This is a genomic window from Roseinatronobacter bogoriensis DSM 18756 (assembly GCF_004366635.1).
Lineage (GTDB): Bacteria > Pseudomonadota > Alphaproteobacteria > Rhodobacterales > Rhodobacteraceae > Roseinatronobacter > Roseinatronobacter bogoriensis.
This window is the reverse complement of sequence record NZ_SORN01000016.1, coordinates 1-14,926: the sequence shown is the minus strand read 5'-3', so window position 1 is coordinate 14,926 and position 14,926 is coordinate 1. Positions and strand designations below refer to the sequence as shown.

13 protein-coding genes and 1 pseudogene are annotated in these 14,926 nt (G+C 60.8%); 9 read left to right on the top strand and 5 right to left on the bottom strand.

Features of this window, described 5'->3' with window-relative positions; genetic code table 11:
- Positions 1 to 53: 53 nt before the first annotated feature.
- Positions 54 to 659, bottom strand: coding sequence for a response regulator transcription factor (locus tag EV660_RS17865; RefSeq protein WP_071481964.1), 606 nt, complete (start codon positions 657 to 659; stop codon positions 54 to 56).
- Positions 660 to 1,245: 586 nt separating this feature from the next.
- On the opposite strand from EV660_RS17865, the gene EV660_RS17860 reads away from it, so the two are divergent.
- The 4 genes from EV660_RS17860 (at position 1,246) to EV660_RS17845 (ending at position 5,804) form a co-directional block, all read left to right on the top strand.
- Positions 1,246 to 2,319, top strand: a complete 1,074-nt coding sequence (locus EV660_RS17860) for an ABC transporter ATP-binding protein (protein ID WP_071480115.1) — start codon at positions 1,246 to 1,248, stop codon at positions 2,317 to 2,319.
- Positions 2,320 to 2,341: 22 nt separating this feature from the next.
- Entirely contained in the window at positions 2,342 to 3,301 is a 960-nt protein-coding gene (locus EV660_RS17855; protein ID WP_071480114.1) for an ABC transporter substrate-binding protein, read from the top strand.
- A 66-nt stretch (positions 3,302 to 3,367) separates the two neighbouring features.
- Positions 3,368 to 5,041 carry an ABC transporter permease gene (locus EV660_RS17850; protein WP_071480113.1) on the top strand — a complete coding sequence of 558 codons (1,674 nt, stop codon included), beginning with the start codon at positions 3,368 to 3,370 and terminating at the stop codon, positions 5,039 to 5,041.
- Positions 5,007 to 5,804 (top strand): metallophosphoesterase, encoded by a 798-nt coding sequence (locus EV660_RS17845; RefSeq protein WP_246028981.1) that lies wholly within the window; start codon positions 5,007 to 5,009, stop codon positions 5,802 to 5,804. Before EV660_RS17850 ends, EV660_RS17845 begins: the two co-directional genes overlap by 35 nt.
- A 187-nt stretch (positions 5,805 to 5,991) precedes the next feature.
- On the opposite strand, the gene EV660_RS17840 is transcribed toward EV660_RS17845, so the two are convergent.
- Positions 5,992 to 6,249 (bottom strand): hypothetical protein, encoded by a 258-nt coding sequence (locus EV660_RS17840; protein ID WP_134014121.1) that lies wholly within the window; start codon positions 6,247 to 6,249, stop codon positions 5,992 to 5,994.
- 465 nt (positions 6,250 to 6,714) lie between these two features.
- On the bottom strand, positions 6,715 to 7,800 hold the full coding sequence (locus tag EV660_RS17835; RefSeq protein WP_084635082.1) for an SLC13 family permease: 1,086 nt from the start codon (positions 7,798 to 7,800) through the stop codon (positions 6,715 to 6,717).
- A gap of 426 nt (positions 7,801 to 8,226) precedes the next feature.
- Between EV660_RS17835 and EV660_RS17830 the strand changes: the two genes are divergently transcribed.
- Positions 8,227 to 8,571, top strand: a complete 345-nt coding sequence (locus EV660_RS17830) for an ArsR/SmtB family transcription factor (protein WP_071481962.1) — start codon at positions 8,227 to 8,229, stop codon at positions 8,569 to 8,571.
- Between the two features lie 10 nt (positions 8,572 to 8,581).
- Positions 8,582 to 9,616, top strand: coding sequence for an ACR3 family arsenite efflux transporter (gene arsB / locus EV660_RS17825; protein ID WP_071480110.1), 1,035 nt, complete (start codon positions 8,582 to 8,584; stop codon positions 9,614 to 9,616).
- Positions 9,617 to 10,033: 417 nt separating this feature from the next.
- Here the strand turns inward: arsB and EV660_RS17820 are convergent, their stop codons facing one another.
- Positions 10,034 to 10,537: an EF-hand domain-containing protein gene (locus EV660_RS17820; RefSeq protein WP_157798911.1), complete on the bottom strand. Its 504-nt coding sequence runs from the start codon at positions 10,535 to 10,537 to the stop codon at positions 10,034 to 10,036.
- A gap of 206 nt (positions 10,538 to 10,743) precedes the next feature.
- Here EV660_RS17820 and EV660_RS17815 point away from each other — a divergent pair, with 206 nt between their 5' ends.
- The 3 genes from EV660_RS17815 to EV660_RS17805 are packed head-to-tail and all read left to right on the top strand — an operon-like array spanning position 10,744 to position 13,332.
- On the top strand, positions 10,744 to 11,733 hold the full coding sequence (locus EV660_RS17815; protein ID WP_071481961.1) for an ABC transporter substrate-binding protein: 990 nt from the start codon (positions 10,744 to 10,746) through the stop codon (positions 11,731 to 11,733).
- Positions 11,723 to 12,547, top strand: a complete 825-nt coding sequence (locus EV660_RS17810; protein WP_157798910.1) for an ABC transporter permease — start codon at positions 11,723 to 11,725, stop codon at positions 12,545 to 12,547. The genes EV660_RS17815 and EV660_RS17810 overlap by 11 nt, the downstream gene beginning before the upstream one ends.
- A complete protein-coding gene (locus EV660_RS17805) occupies positions 12,544 to 13,332 on the top strand; it encodes an ABC transporter ATP-binding protein (protein ID WP_071481959.1) in 789 nt (262 codons plus the stop codon). The genes EV660_RS17810 and EV660_RS17805 overlap by 4 nt, the downstream gene beginning before the upstream one ends.
- Before the next feature lie 838 nt (positions 13,333 to 14,170).
- Here the strand turns inward: EV660_RS17805 and EV660_RS17800 are convergent.
- Positions 14,171 to 14,618, bottom strand: a pseudogene (locus EV660_RS17800) (transposase); the annotation flags it as partial.
- Positions 14,619 to 14,926 lie beyond the last annotated feature (308 nt).

The following is a 14,926-nucleotide window of genomic DNA, read 5'->3' as shown; positions in this document are numbered from 1 at the left end:
CTCGCAAAAAAATACGTTTAACCTTCAAAGGCACGAACAAGGATAAGGTGTTATCAGAGCAAGCCGCGTTTCATGGCCTCAATGACAACCTGAGTGCGGTTTCTGACCCCAAGTTTTCGGCAGATTGACTTCACATCCATCTTGATGATCGTCTCATCCACCCCAATCTCTCGGCCAATTTCCTTGTTCTGCATCCCCTCACACAAGAAACCAAGCACACGCATTTCACGTGGCTTCAGCCCCAACTCCCCTGCCGGCCCTTCAGAGGCACGGCGCATAAACTCGCCGGGAAGATACAGTTCTCCGTCAGCGATAAGGTGTATGGCGTGTTTCAGCGTCCGGAGTGGCACGGTCTTGGGAATAAAACCGCCCGCGCCCGCATCAATCGCCCGCTCCACAACAGAACGGTTCGCCACGCCGGAAAACAGCGCGACAGCGCCCGAATTCGCCTCAAGCAGCCGCCGCAATCCGTTCAACCCGTCCATGCCCGGGACTTCGTAATCCAGCAGCACCGCATCAAAACGACCGACTTCTGAAATCCTTGAAAGCCCGTCTTCCACTGTTCCAACTGTTTCTGCCACAAACCCATCCTCCGCACCCAGTGCAGCCGAGAGCATGTCAGAAACAAGTAAATGATCATCTACGATCAGAATTCGCAAAATTTCAGATTCTTGAGATTCCGCATGTGAATTTATCACCATACCACCATCACTCCGCTATTGTATGATCTTACTATCAATTTACCAAAACAGGTAAGAGGTGTAGGTCTCTATTTTACTAAATAGCAAGCGGACTCTCTTTAGAGAGTCCCGACTCATTCGAACTCACCTATTCTGTTATGGTTAGTTTGTTCTGATTTGCGCCCCCCCCTGATCTGCCACCGAAGTTTGATCACCTGATCAAACCAGACACGGGCAGATAGTCAACGACTGTCCGGAATGCGCGGATAATCGGCGCATGGGCCAGCACAGCCTCGGGGCCGGGATTGTGAAGGTTAAAGTCATCCACCACCTTTTTCCGAAAGGCGACATTGGGGCACTTCGCAGAAAGCCTGGTCAACCAGCGTGCATTGCGACACCCTCATAGAATTTCGCATTATACAATCAGTTCTCGGATTGGGGACCTGGCCCACGGCCGGGCCTCGACAGGCAAAATGGGGCGGCACAGCGGGTGCAACTGGCCGGTCACCGCCTTTATCGAGGCCTCTGACAAGAAACTGTTACATTGCACTGCTACGCGGCAGTTATGAAAGACATCACGACAGAAATTGACCAGATCGCGTTGCGTGCCACGCAGATCACCAAATCCTTCGGTGACACGCAAGTCCTGCGCAATATCGACCTGTTCCTTGCCCCGGGCGAGGTGGTCGCGCTTCTTGGTCCTTCGGGCTGCGGCAAGACCACACTGTTGCGCATCGCCGCGGGCCTTCTTTCCGCCAGTTCTGGGCAGATGGAGATTGCTGGCCAGTGCGTGGTCGATGGAAGTGAGTTCAATGCCCCGCCCGAGGCTCGCGGCATCGGCATGGTGTTTCAGGATTACGCCATCTGGCCGCATCTGAGTGTGCTGGACAACGTGGCCTTCCCGTTGCGCATGCGCAAACTGGGGCGCAGCGACCGTGAAGCCCGCGCGCGGCGTGCGCTTGACCGGGTGGGGCTGGGCCATTTGGCAGACCGTTTTCCCGGCACGCTGTCGGGCGGGCAACAGCAACGCGTCGCCCTCGCACGTGCGATTGTCGCTGAACCGCCGCTGGTGCTGTTTGACGAGCCGTTGTCCAACCTCGACCGCGAATTGCGCGAGGGGTTGGCGCTGGAGATCGGCACGCTTTTGCGCGAACTGGGCCTGTCTGCGGTCTATGTCACCCATGATCAGGCCGAAGCCTTTACCATCGCCGACCGCGTTGCGGTGATGCTGAATGGCGAGATTGCCCAGATTGATGCGCCAGAGGCGCTCTTTTCCGCGCCAAAGCGGGTCGAAGTGGCGCAGTTTCTCAATATCGGTGCGCTGGTGGATGGCAGGCTCTGCGCATCTGCGGGCTTTACCTGCGCGCGCGCGCATCTAAGCCTACCCAGCCTTGCCGGGAAAGCCCCCGAAGGCCCAGCGCGCATCCTTATCCCGCGCACGGCAATTCGACCCGATCCGCAAGGCGAGTTGAAGGCGCAGGTCATGCGCTGCCAGTTTCAGGGCGACCGGTATCTGCTGCATCTGGGGCTGAACGGCGAAAGCACTGGGCTCGTCTGCCCGACCGATCAGCCCGCCGCTGTGAACAGCCACATTCCCTTGGCGATTGATGCTGATCGTCTGCGCGTGTTCCCGTACTAACCCAAACTCGAAGGAAACCGATATGCTTCGCACGACCGCTCTTGCCGCATCCCTTGGCCTGATGGGCACGCTTGCACAGGCCGACACACTGACATTCTACACCGCTGGCCCCGGTGGGCTGGCAGACGCGCTGGCTGACGCCTTTCAGGCTGAAACCGGCATCACTGTAAACGTGTTTCAGGGCACCACCGGGCAGGTGATGGCACGGCTTGAAGCCGAAGAGGCAAACCCGCAAGCCGATGTCGTGGTCTCGGCCAGCTGGGGCTCGGCTGTGGACATGCATGAGCGTGGCTTGCTTATGGAATACCTCTCGCCCGATGCCGAAAACGTGCCGGATTTCCTTAAGCACAGCCATTATGTGGCGCAAGGTATCTCGGCGCTGGCGATTGCGTGGAACACCCAGAGCGGCACGCCGCGCCCCAACGAATGGACCGATCTGGCAAGCGAGGAGTATCGTGACCTCGTCACCATGCCCGACCCTGCGCAGTCAGGTTCTGCCTTTGACCTGATCGCCGGCCTGGAAACCGCAATGGGAGATGAGGCCTGGGAGCTTCTCGGCGCACTCGCCGATAATGGCATGATCGTGCCGGGGCCGAATGCTGCGGCCCTCAATCCGGTTCTGCAAGGCGCAGCGGCGGCTGTGTTCGGAGCTGTTGACTATATCTCTTATTCCCGAGCGGCGGCGGGCGAGACGGTCGAGGTTATCGTGCCTGAAAGCGGCACTGTGATCGCACCGCGTCCGATGTTCATCCTCGAATCCACCTCGAACGCGGACGCGGCAAAGGCCTTCGTCGATTTCGTGCTCTCGGATGCGGGTCAGGCGCTGGTTGCCGATACCTGGATGATGCCCGCCCGCGCTGATGTCGAAGGGCTGCGCCCCGGCATCAATGACCTGAACGTGATCGAGGTCGATGAGGACGCAGTCGCGGCCCGCCGTGACGAGATCATCGCGCGCTTCAACGAGACTGTTACCAACCGCTGAACATGGCCCCCCCTGTCGGATGGCCCCGCGCGTTTCGGGGCCATTCGCATTTCTGAAAGGTCCGACATGCTGCGTGCGCAATCCCTGCTGACCACGGCTGCCGCCACAGCGCTGATCATACTGGTCGGCCTGCCAGTGCTGTTCATCCTGCTACAAGCCGTCTTCCCCGAATTCGCGCGGGGCTCACTCACCGGAGCGTTTTCGAAACTTGTCATCCTGACCGAGAATGACCGCCTGATGATGCAGGCCCGAAATACACTTCTGCTGGCCTTTTCGGTGATGATCGGTTGCCTGATCTTTGGTCTGCCCATCGGCATTCTGCGCGGGCTGTTTCATGTGCCCGGCGCGCGGGTCTGGGATGTGGTGTTCCTGATCCCCTTCCTGATCCCGCCCTTCATCGCCGCCATTGCCTGGATGATGACCCTGCAACCGCGCGGCTATCTGTTCCAGCTGCTGGGCTTTGACATGGGCCGCTTCCTGTTCAGCTTCACGGGCGTTGCCTTTGTCATGACGCTGAACCTGTTCCCGCTGGTCTATTTTGCGGTATCACGCGCGCTGGAAATGGTGGGCGGGCGCTTTGCCTCGGCGGCGCGGGTGCATGGCGCGCGGCCCCTGCAGGCGTTTTTCCTGATCACGTTGCCGCTGTCGATCCCGGCCATCGCCGCAAGCCTGCTCATCGTTTTTGCCATGTCGATCGAGGAATTCGGCACACCTGCGGCGCTTGCCTCGCGCACAGGGTTCGAAGTGTTGGTAACCGGCATCTACACGCGACTGTCGGATTGGCCGATTGACCTGTCAGGCGCGGCGCTTGGCTCGGTCATGCTGATGGCAATGGTGCTGGCCGCCTTCACGCTGCAGAACTGGATCGCCACGCGGCGGTCCTATATCAGCCAGACTGGCAAGCCCGCTGATCTGGAAAAGGCCGATCTGGGGCGCTGGCGCTGGCCGGTGCTGGGACTGTTCGCGCTGGTGGCGCTGATCGGCGTGGTGATCCCGCTGGCGGCGATTGCAGTGACATCTTTCATGGGCACAATCTCGGGCGGGCTAAGTTGGTCGAATTTCGACTTGCGTCACTATGAGCCACTCTTCCGCAGTGGCAGCCGTGCATGGCAGGCTTTGATCACATCCGGCTGGCTGGCCGTGCTGACGGCCTTTGCCACAGCCGCCATTGGCGGTCTGGTCGCCTATATCGTCGTGCGCGGCACCGGGCGCGGGCGCGCGGTGATGGACGGTCTGTCGGTGCTGCCAAATGCCATTCCCGCGATCGTGCTGGCGGTGGGAATCATCCTGTTCTGGAACTCGCCCTATCAACCGCTTTCGCTTTACGGGACAGCGGCTATCTTGCTGATCGCCTATATCGGCATCCTGCTGCCCTATCCGATCCGCTATGCCGTGGCGCGGCTGCGCCAGATTTCCGGCTCGCTTGATGATGCTGCGCGGGTGGCGGGTGCAGGGCAGATGCAGGCGCTGCGCCATGTGACGCTGCCACTGATGGCCTCTTCGTTGATCGCCGCGATGATGCTCGTCTTTGCGATTGCCTCACGCGAGCTGGTAGCCTCGATCATGCTGGCCCCGGCGGGCATGCGCACGGTCGGCACCTTTGTCTTCGCGCAATTCGAGCAAGGGTCGGTGCAGACCGGAATGGCCATGAGCATGGTTGCGATTACGATCACATCTGGCATCTTGCTCGCAGTCAATCTATGGCTTGCCCGTCAGGGCAGCAGCGCGTTCTCGGGCTGAACCTGTGGCGCTTGTCGCACAACTTAGTGACCCGCATCTGCGCGATGATGGTGCCGAGCCGTTCCATGATCCGACGGAGGCTCTGCTGCGGGCCTTCGCACAGATCGCCGCGATGGATGCCAAGCCTGATGCGATTGTTCTGACGGGTGACATCATTGACCGCAGCGCAAAAGGCTATGCGCATGCTCTGCCACTTTTGCACGAGCTGCCGGTCCCGCTTTGGCCGATGCCCGGCAATCACGACGACCCCACGGGGTTTCGCATCGCCTTTGATGGCTGGGTCGATTTCGCCCCTGACCATCTGAGCTACACGGCCCCGATTGCCGATCTGCAGCTGATCGCGTTGGACAGCACGCTGCCAAACGGGTCTCCCGGACTGGACAGGTCGCGGTTAGACTGGTTGGCAGGTGTTCTTGGCAATTCGCAAAAACCCTCACTTCTGGCGCTCCACCATCCGCCCTTCGCGACCGGCGCGCCGCATCTGGACAAGCACGGCTTTCTGAACGCGGATGCGCTTTCGCATCTGATTGCGCGCAGCGCTGTGTGCCGCATCATCGCAGGCCATAGTCATCGCGCTATTCAGACGATCTGGGCCGGATGTCTTTCAAGCACGGCTCCCGCGATCGGCCATGGCCTGAGCCTGTCACTATCTGGTGCGGAGCACCACAAACCTGTCCGAATGGCGCCAGCCTTTGATCTTCATGCAATAAGTCCGGACGATTGCGTGAGTCATCAGATAGCGCTTAACCAAGTGTCGGAATAACCGGCTTAGGGTGTCCCACGGGCCAAACCACTGATGGTCAATCAGTCAGCTTCAAAATGGCGAAAGCCGCACGCAAGTGCCAAAGCTCTCCACGCGATTTCAAGGCGGTGGCAGTTTTCGCCGAGTTTGGGCCGCAGGCCGCAGCGCAACGGCACCCTATCGCGGGCAACCAGCCTGACAGAGAGGGTCAGACCAGAGGATCGGGTTTTGGCAGCATATGGCAGGCACAGCCAAAGCCATGACCGCAGCCGAAATCGCCTTCAAACGGGTTGCACTGGCCGATACCGTCAGGCGCGAATGCCGTTTCCGGGAACGCCTGTGCCACAGCCACCATCGCATAGGCCGACACGCCCATTACTGCCAAGCCTGCGGCTGGCACAAGAAGCCCGGTGCGGTGAAGGCTGAGGATCGCTCGGCCCGCTCGGCGCAATTTCGTCTCGCTCATGGAATGTCCTTTCGGGTTGCTTGCATGGTTCGACGGAAAGAAAATTAGCGCATATGGATGGGCTGACCAACAAACCATCCAGTGAGCGAGCGCAAGGCGATCGACGCCAATCTGCGAGGCACGCGCCGAAATAATCATCCGGTCCCTTCATGCAGATCGAGATCTAACAGGATCATTTTCGGGCTGTCTTGCTAGGGCATGCTCGATCCCTGTGAAATCTTGACATGCTGCGTCACGACCAGATGCGCCGTTGAACTGAATGAAACGACCATGAACACGCCCTACGCACCTAGAATGACAGCCTCTGATTAAATCATGCGACCTGCCTTTCGGCAGATGTGCCCACCTTGTCGAGTGGGGTCTGGCTTTCCGACTGCGGCCTTCAGTCCATACAGCGCATGTAAAAGCTTGCGCAAAACCGCCCCATTGCCCGGCGGAAGTGCAAAGGTGTCGCGCAGCGGTCTTTCAGATGGCCAGAAGTACCGCGCCAGCGGCGAAGCTGATACCAAATACCGGCAGCGACCAAAGGTGGAACTGCACCCACAATCCGGGCTGGCGGTACAGCCGAAGGGCGATCAGATTGGCCAGCGAGCCGAACGCAAGTCCGAAGCCTCCTACATTCACGCCCCATGCCAGCGCACGCCACTCGTCTGTGAAGGCGGCCAGAAAGATGGCGGCCGGGACATTCGAAATGACCTGCGAAAGCCCCGCGCCCAGAGCAAAGGCTGAACCCGGCCCATGCAGAAGCGCGCTGACTTGGGTCTCGATCATGGGAATTTGGCCCGCCAGCCCCATATTGACAAACATCAGGATGAAAACCAGCAACAGCGTCCAATCCACGCCGCGCAGGATATCCCGGAAGCGGATCGAAAAAACCGCGATGATCACCGCCGCCCCGGCAAGCGCAAACCCCGCATTCACGGCCCACAGAAACAGTGGATAGGCGATAAGTGACGCACCCATCAGGTCGCGTTTCAGGGGCAAAGGGCTTTTCATGTCCGCCAGCGCGAGCGGGGCCTTGCCAAAGCCGACCGGCACAAGCGCGAGGACCAGAGCAAGCATAACCCCCGATATGGGCAGCATCGTTAGTGTGAACTCGACGAACCCCATGCCCGAGACTTGCCACAGCAACAGGTTTTGCGGATTCCCCACAGGCGATAGCGCTGAACCTGCATTCACGGCAAGCGCCTGAAAGATCACCAGCCGCCCCACCGGCAGCGCGACCATGCGTGCCAGCCCCAGGGTCAGTGGCACGGTCACGAACAGCGCCACATCATTGGTGACAATCGCTGACAGGACCGCCGCCATAAGGACCAGTGTAACAGCCAGCCAACGTATGCTGTGCAGCCGCATCAAAACGGCGCGTCCCACACGATCAATCATGCCTGAGACCTCCAGCCCCCGGCTGAGGACCATCAGACCGGCAAGAGCGGATACAGTCTTCCAGTCCACAAGTCCGGGCAGAGCGCCAGAACCGGCAGGTGCCAACCAGAGCAAGAACGGTAACAATGCCAACAACGCAAGAAGTAGCCAGTCTCGGGAAAATTTCATCAGAATCTGGCGCAGCAGGTTTCTCATTTCACAATCTCAGCGGTTGCATGGTCTATGTGCGGACACAGCAATGTAGTAAAGTGGCAATCAAAGGATTCAATTCTGTCCGTTTACACGTGACAAAATAGCTTGGTGCAGATCAGGTCGGGCTTTGGGTCGGGGCCTTTCTGACGAGCTTAAGGACTTAGTACCGCAGGCCAAAGTCGCTGTAGCGCTTGTCCGCTTCCACCAATTGCAGAAGCTGCATGGCTGCGCTGCCGTCAGGCGGCTCTCACCCACCGCGAAGGTGACGGCAGGAGCGACGGATCCGCCCCCTAACGGACGTTCAGTCCATAGGGAACTCTGACGCGCAGGCTGCACGAGCTCTTGCGCCACTTCTGACTTATGCTTATTGATCGTTTAACGACGATAAACGAAGTGACATCCATGCTCTCAGACCGAACTCTTGCACAGAAGGCAGATGACGAACGGCTGGCCGCGCTGGCCAAGGCGATGGCGCATCCTGCACGGTTGAAAATCCTTGCGCTGCTTGCGCGCACGCCGGGCTGTATCGGCGGTGATATCGTGCAGGCGGTGGGGCTGGCGCAATCGACCGTGTCCGAACACTTGCGCATCTTGAAGGCGGCAGGCGTGATCGAGGGGCAGATCGACCCGCCGCGCGTCTGCTATGCGCTCGCCCCCGGTGCGCTGGCCCCGCTGGCGGATATGATTGGCACACTCGAGGCGGCGTCAACTGACCCCGCCTGCTGCGTCACCCCTGTCAGAAATTGAAAGCCCGCGCATGTCTTCATTCGAACGGTATCTCTCGATCTGGGTGACGCTGAGCATTCTCGCCGGGCTGGCGCTCGGTGCGCTATTCCCCGATCTGTTCACCAAGCTTGCCGGGTGGGAGATCGGACAGATCAACCTGGTGATCGCAGTGCTGATCTGGGTGATGATCTATCCGATGATGGTGGCGGTAAACTTCGCCGCCCTAGCGCGCGTGCATGAACGCCCCAAGGGCCTGATCATCACCCTGGCAGTGAACTGGGCGATCAAGCCCTTCACCATGGCGGTGCTGGGGATCATCTTTTTCGAGTTCATCTTCGCCCCCTTCATCGAGCCTGAAACTGCAGGCGAATACATCGCCGGGCTGATCCTGCTGGGGGCAGCACCCTGCACGGCGATGGTGTTTGTTTGGTCGCAGTTGACCAAAGGAGATCCGAACTACACGCTGGCGCAGGTGTCGGTGAACAATGTGGTGATGGTGGTGCTCTATGCGCCGCTCGTGGCGCTGCTGTTGGGTCTGACTGAACTGACCGTGCCTTGGGACACGCTGCTCTTGTCGGTGGTGCTGTTCGTGGTGGTACCGCTGGTTGCCGGGGTGTTGACGCGGCTACTCATCACCGGGCGTGCGCGCGATGCGGCGCAGGCCGAGGCCACTGTCACGGGCTTCACGGCGCGGCTCAAGCCGTTCTCGGTGCTGGGGCTCTTGGGCACGGTGGTGCTGCTGTTCGGGTTTCAGGGCGATGTGATCATCGAGCGCCCGCTGCTGATCGCCCTGATCGCGGTGCCGATCCTGATCCAGTCCTACGGCATCTTTGCGCTGGCCTATGCCGCCGCCTGGCGCTGGGGCGTGCCGCACAATGTGGCAGCCCCCTGCGCGCTGATCGGGACCTCGAACCATTTCGAGCTGGCGGTCGCCGTGGCGATCGGGCTTTTCGGCCTGAACTCGGTCGCGGCGCTGGTCACTGTGGTCGGTGTGCTGGTCGAGGTGCCGGTGATGCTGTCGCTCGTGTGGTTCGCCAACCGCACAAGACAAAGGTTCGCAGCATGATCAGTGTCACTGATCTGCCCCTTGCCAGGGTGAGAGCAGGATCGGCCCCAAGCGGTCTGCTAGGGCCGATCTGGCTGCCGCGGTGAGGCGAACCCGAAACGATCATTCGGGGCATCGTGCAGCACGGTTGCCGTTGCCGAAAAAGCGGGCGCGAACCGCGTGACTGTGGCCGAGATCGAGACGGCCGAAAAGGGGGCTCCGTCGTAACCCTGCGCGCCTTGGCTGGCGCGCTTTCGGTTAGTCTGGATGACCTGACCGAGTAGGATCGGCCCTTTGCGGTCGGTCAGCCTGTCAGGTTCGTGTCCCCAAAGCGGCCGCTCTGGAAGCAAGCACTGCTCTGGTACCTGTCGGCGCCCTGCTACTCGTGAGAAGGTCATGATCGACCCGCCGCGGTCGTACCCGCGGCGGGTGACTGTTTCAGAAATCACTCTGGCCGATGCGGCCGTCGCCATTTCGGTCAAGCGTGGCGAACAGGCGCTCGGTCGCCGTCAGGAACTCCTCTCGCGAGATGCGTCCGTCACCATTTACATCATTGAATTCGACCGACATGGCGGCATGGATGATCGCACCGCTCGGGTTGGCATTCTGGCCCTGTCCGCGACGCCCCTCGCCCTGCCGTTCTGCGCGGTTCTCGGCCTGGCGTTCCAGCCGCAATTCCCCTTGGGCCGTGACGGTTTCGGCCATCTGCGTGATCTCATCTGCCTCCAGATAGCCGTTGCCATCGTGATCGAACATGTCAAAAAAATCCCCCCGGCGCGTCTGCATATCCTCAACCGAGACAGTGCCGGTTTGCGACATATCCCATGACGCGATGAAACTTGCGCCGCGCTGGCCATTGCCCTGGCCTCCATTGCCTTGCGCATATGCGCCAGTCGCAAGCATCAGGGCGAGGGCGCTTGCGGTGATCAGGGTCGTTTTCATCTGGTTTTCCTTTGTGTCGTGATGGCCTTTCAACGGGTCCGCCCGGCCTTTCTGTCGGGCCTGCGGCAGCGGGTCGCATACGCCCCGCGACAGATGCGCACAGTTGAATGTTTTAAACCTTCCCACGCTGGAAGGTTTGATCTGCGTCATGGATGAAGGGGCGTGTGGCAGCGCAATGCACCACCAGAAACACAGAGGAATTTGCCATGGCTTCATTCGATTTCACACGCCGCAAGGCGCTGCTAGTGGGCGCGGCACTGCTGGCGACACCGGCGATCTTGCGGGCAGATTCACCCCGCCTGCCGCGCCTTGTGCTGCAAACACCCGGCTCTGGCCCCGCAATCCTGATGGCGCATGCGCGGGCTCTGGGCCTGTTCGACACCATCGCGGATGAGGTCGATCTGTCGATCTGGACCACGGGCGACGAGATGCGCGCGGGGCTGGTGTCGGGCAATGTGCCTGTCAGCGTGGTGCCGACACAAGCGGCGGCAAGCCTTTACAATCGCGGCTTCGCGATCAAGCTGGTGGCCACGCTGACCGACGGGCATTGTGGGCTAGTCGCGCGCGGGATGGAAGATTGCACCATCCCAGATCTGCGCGGCAAATCCGTGGTTGTGCCCGCCTTCAACGATTTCACTGGCCATATGATGCGGTTGGCGCTGGCGCATCATGGCGTGGGCCTCGACGCGCTGACGCTGATCCCGGCCACAACGCAGATGGAGGCCGCACAGGTGCTGCTATCAGGCCGCGCCGATGTGGCATTCTTGGCCGAACCGGGGGCCACAGCGGCCCTGATGCGGGGGCGCGCGGATGGCCAGGACCTGCATCGCGGCGTGCAGATGCGCGATGAGTTGGGCCGGGTCACTGGCCTGCGCCCGTCACTGCCGCAAGCCGCGCTGGCCATGCGTGCCGATTTTGCCAGCCAGCACCCTTGGCTGGCAGCCCCTTTGACCAAAGCGCTGGCAGAGGCCGCCGAGGATCTGAACACCAATCCTGCACAAGCCGCCGAGCACGCCGCCCCCTTTGTGGAGCGCGCAGCACCCATGCTGGCGCAGGCCATTCCCTTCGCCAATATTAATGTGTTGGCGGCCCATGTCGCACGGCCAGAAGTCGAGGCACTGTATCAGGCGCTGATTGCGGCAGATGCGGGGATCATCGGCGGCGCGTTGCCGGATGACGGGCTTTATGCCGTCTGATGCAAGCCTGACAGCGCGGCGGGCGGAATGGGCCGAGATGCTGCCCATTCTGGCCGCGCGCGCGGCCCTGCGCTTCGGCCCGCCGGCCTTTGGGACAGTGCTGTTTCTGGCCGCTTGGCAGGTCGCGCATTGGCATTACGGCGCGTTCATCCTGCCGTCACCGTGGCAAACCCTGCTGGCCGTCTGGGCCACGCTGTCAAGTGCCAGCGGCTGGGCGGCGCTGGGGGCCACCTTCGGGCGGGTCGGGCTGGCGCTTGGCCTGTCGGGGCTGATCGGCGGCGGGCTGGGGTTGGTGGCGGGCTATCTGTGGCTGATCCGCGCGACCTTGGCCCCAGTGGCCACGATCCTGCTGGGCATGCCCGCGACGGCCTGGGTGATCCTGACAATGATCTGGTTCGGCCCCTCGCATGGGTCAATCCTGTTCACCATCGCCATCGTGATCGGCCCGATCCTTTATATTGGCACGGTGGACGCCGTACTGACCCGCGACCGGCGGCTGGAGGATATGGCGACGAGTTTCGGCGCGTCCCGCTGGGCGCGCTTCCGCACCATCGCCTTGCGGCAAATCCTGTCGAGCCTCGGCCCCGTTTTCGGGATCGCGCTGGCGCTGGGGTTCAAGGTGGCGATCATGGCGGAACTGGTGACGAATGTCGCCGGGCTTGGTGCGCAGATGGCACAGGCGCGGGCGCATATGGATATCGACCTCGCCCTGGCCAATGTTGCCTTGGCGGTCGCAGGGTTGGTCATTATCGAACATCTGGTGATCCGCCCGTTTCAGACGCGGCTGGGGCAATGGAAACGGGGCGCGGCATGAGCGGGCTGACAATGGCGACGATCAGCCACAGCTTCAGCGCGCGGCGCGTGCTGGACACAGTGTCGCTGGTCATTCGTCCGGGCGAGCTGGTGGCGCTGGTCGGCCCGTCGGGCTGCGGAAAGAGCACGCTGGCGGCGATTGCCGCTGGCATAGTAAAGCCCGATCAAGGCCGTATCCTGCGCCAGTATCAGCGCCATGGCATGGTGTTCCAGCAATCGCGCCTGCTGCCCTGGGCCAGCGCGCGCGACAATATTGCCTATCCGCTGACCCTTGGAACACTGCCCCGCGCCCAGATCACCGCGCGCACCCATGCAGCCGCGCAAGCCGTGGCGCTTTTGCCCGAGGATCTGGACAAACTGCCCGCGCAACTCTCGGGTGGGATGCGCGCCCGCGCGGCCATTGCCCGCGCGCTGGTAGTGGAACCCGAATTCCTGATTTTTGACGAACCCTTCGCCGCCCTCGACCCCGCCTTGCGCCGCCGGATGCAGGATCTGGTCCTGTCACTGGCCCAGGCGCGCGGCTTTGGCGGGCTTTTCATCACCCATGACTTGCACGAGGCCGCGCGCCTGTCGCACCGGATCGCAGTCATGGACCGGCAGGGCAAGGGCATCTTGGGCAGCCTTGTCCCGCCCGGCACACCCGGTGCGCGCAGCGAAGCGCAGATATTCGACTTCACCCAAGAGGCACGCAATCACCCCTTGCTGCATGATCTGGTCAATGTCGATGAACGCGCCGTCACGCTCGATTGCGCCTGCGACACGTTGGGATTTCAGCGCTGTTGTTGAGGAAAGTCTAAACGCGCCCGGTACCCGCCCGATGCGATTGATGAGCCTCAGGAATAGCGACCCATGCTATGCTTTTCCGTCTGCAGGGCCGAGGGCATGGCGGGTTTGGAGGACTGGAATGAAGCCATGTCCTTTGATACCTTACCCGCCCTTTGCCCCACGCGTGCCCCTTGGAACAATGGCCGCATCCGGCCCCTTGCGGCCAATAGGCGAGCCTGTTGCTGTAGTTCAAAACCGTCGTTCAGGCGTTGCGCAGCATATCCACTATCAGGCTGCATCGGAGAAGCCTGTTCCAGCGTGTTATCGTCATTGCCTCCAACACGCCGATGAGGCCGAACTGGCTGGTCCACTCCTCTCAACCAGCGCGGCACCATCACGGAAGACAGACATACCTGCCGCTGGAAACTGTTGTCATGCTTGAAATTCAGTGACAACAATGGGCGGCTGCAACTGCACGTGCTCAACTATCGCCAAGCAACTTTTCCTCACGCTGCAACAAGTTGCCCGAGGCCATTGACGATAGGTCCGTGATCAGCCTGCGAATGAACCCTGTCAGAATCGGGTTACGCGCCTTGTGTCGCGCCTGCGCCGTCACTTTCGATCTAGCCGAGGTTGCCGTCACCGGCCCGATGGAGCGTGATCACGCTTCACGCCCAAGCTGAACGAAAACGGCAGGACAGGTCTGTACACTGCGCTGCAAAACACTGCCGTCGGATCAGAAAGCGCTGGCTTCACCGCAGGATTCGGCAGCATCCAGTACTGATGATCCTGCTCAGTATCGAAAGAACGCTTGTGTCATACCGCACGGCGAGTGAGACTTCAGACTCATTGATATCCAGAGCCAGAACAGCACGATTGCTGCGTGCGCGACGGCTGAGAAGACCACCTTTGGGCATCGGTCATAGCGCGTGGCGATCCTACGCCAATCCTTCTGTCGCTCGAACATGATCTCTATCCAGTTGCGTCGCTTGTCGTATTTCACCGGCACTTTGCAAGCCTTACGACCGGGAATTCAGGGCTTTATCTCATTGACGTTCAACGCATCTCTGAACCAGTCCGCCTGCTGCGGTTCACTCGGACCGGTGGCGTTCACCTTCGCAGTAGCCGCGATCTGCAATCAGCCAATCAGTTCCCGGCAACTCCCGCAGCAAAGCCGCCGCACCGGTGTAGTCGCTGACCTAGCTGGCTGACATGAAGAAGGTGATGGGGCGGCCAATCGCATCTGTGACAGCATGCAGCTTGGTGTTCATGCCGCCCTTGGTCCTCCCGATCAGGCGGCCAGGCCCCCGTTCGGCGGGAAATCGATCCCCCGGATCAATTTCTGATCTTCCTCACCTTGGAAAAGAAGGGTTACAGACGCTCCATATGGTTCAGCGGAAAAACAGTCCCCCGGACTGTTTTCTGATCCGCTTCACTCAGTCAGGCAGAAAAGATTGCTCATTGATCGGTGTCCTTAAAGAGCGTGAATCACGCCGCAAGGTTGAAATCAATGGGTCCTGTGAACCGCCCCGGGTTTACCGGAGGGTGATTTGTTCACATTTCAGGCGACCATATCGAGTGTGTTCAGGTTTGCATAGAACGCCTCCTCTGCTTC

What these genes read in the sequence shown, in the direction of transcription:
- EV660_RS17855 (WP_071480114.1), top strand. Translation starts at nt 2,342, where the DNA reads ATGCTTCGCACGACCGCTCTTGCCGCATCCCTTGGCCTGATGGGCACG.
- EV660_RS17815 (WP_071481961.1), top strand. Translation starts at nt 10,744, where the DNA reads ATGGCTTCATTCGATTTCACACGCCGCAAGGCGCTGCTAGTGGGCGCG.
- EV660_RS17850 (WP_071480113.1), top strand. Translation starts at nt 3,368, where the DNA reads ATGCTGCGTGCGCAATCCCTGCTGACCACGGCTGCCGCCACAGCGCTG.
- EV660_RS17810 (WP_157798910.1), top strand. Translation starts at nt 11,723, where the DNA reads ATGCCGTCTGATGCAAGCCTGACAGCGCGGCGGGCGGAATGGGCCGAG.
- EV660_RS17820 (WP_157798911.1), bottom strand. Translation starts at nt 10,537, where the DNA reads ATGAAAACGACCCTGATCACCGCAAGCGCCCTCGCCCTGATGCTTGCG.
- EV660_RS17835 (WP_084635082.1), bottom strand. Translation starts at nt 7,800, where the DNA reads ATGAAATTTTCCCGAGACTGGCTACTTCTTGCGTTGTTGGCATTGTTA.
- EV660_RS17840 (WP_134014121.1), bottom strand. Translation starts at nt 6,249, where the DNA reads ATGAGCGAGACGAAATTGCGCCGAGCGGGCCGAGCGATCCTCAGCCTT.
- EV660_RS17805 (WP_071481959.1), top strand. Translation starts at nt 12,544, where the DNA reads ATGAGCGGGCTGACAATGGCGACGATCAGCCACAGCTTCAGCGCGCGG.
- EV660_RS17830 (WP_071481962.1), top strand. Translation starts at nt 8,227, where the DNA reads ATGCTCTCAGACCGAACTCTTGCACAGAAGGCAGATGACGAACGGCTG.
- EV660_RS17860 (WP_071480115.1), top strand. Translation starts at nt 1,246, where the DNA reads ATGAAAGACATCACGACAGAAATTGACCAGATCGCGTTGCGTGCCACG.
- arsB (WP_071480110.1), top strand. Translation starts at nt 8,582, where the DNA reads ATGTCTTCATTCGAACGGTATCTCTCGATCTGGGTGACGCTGAGCATT.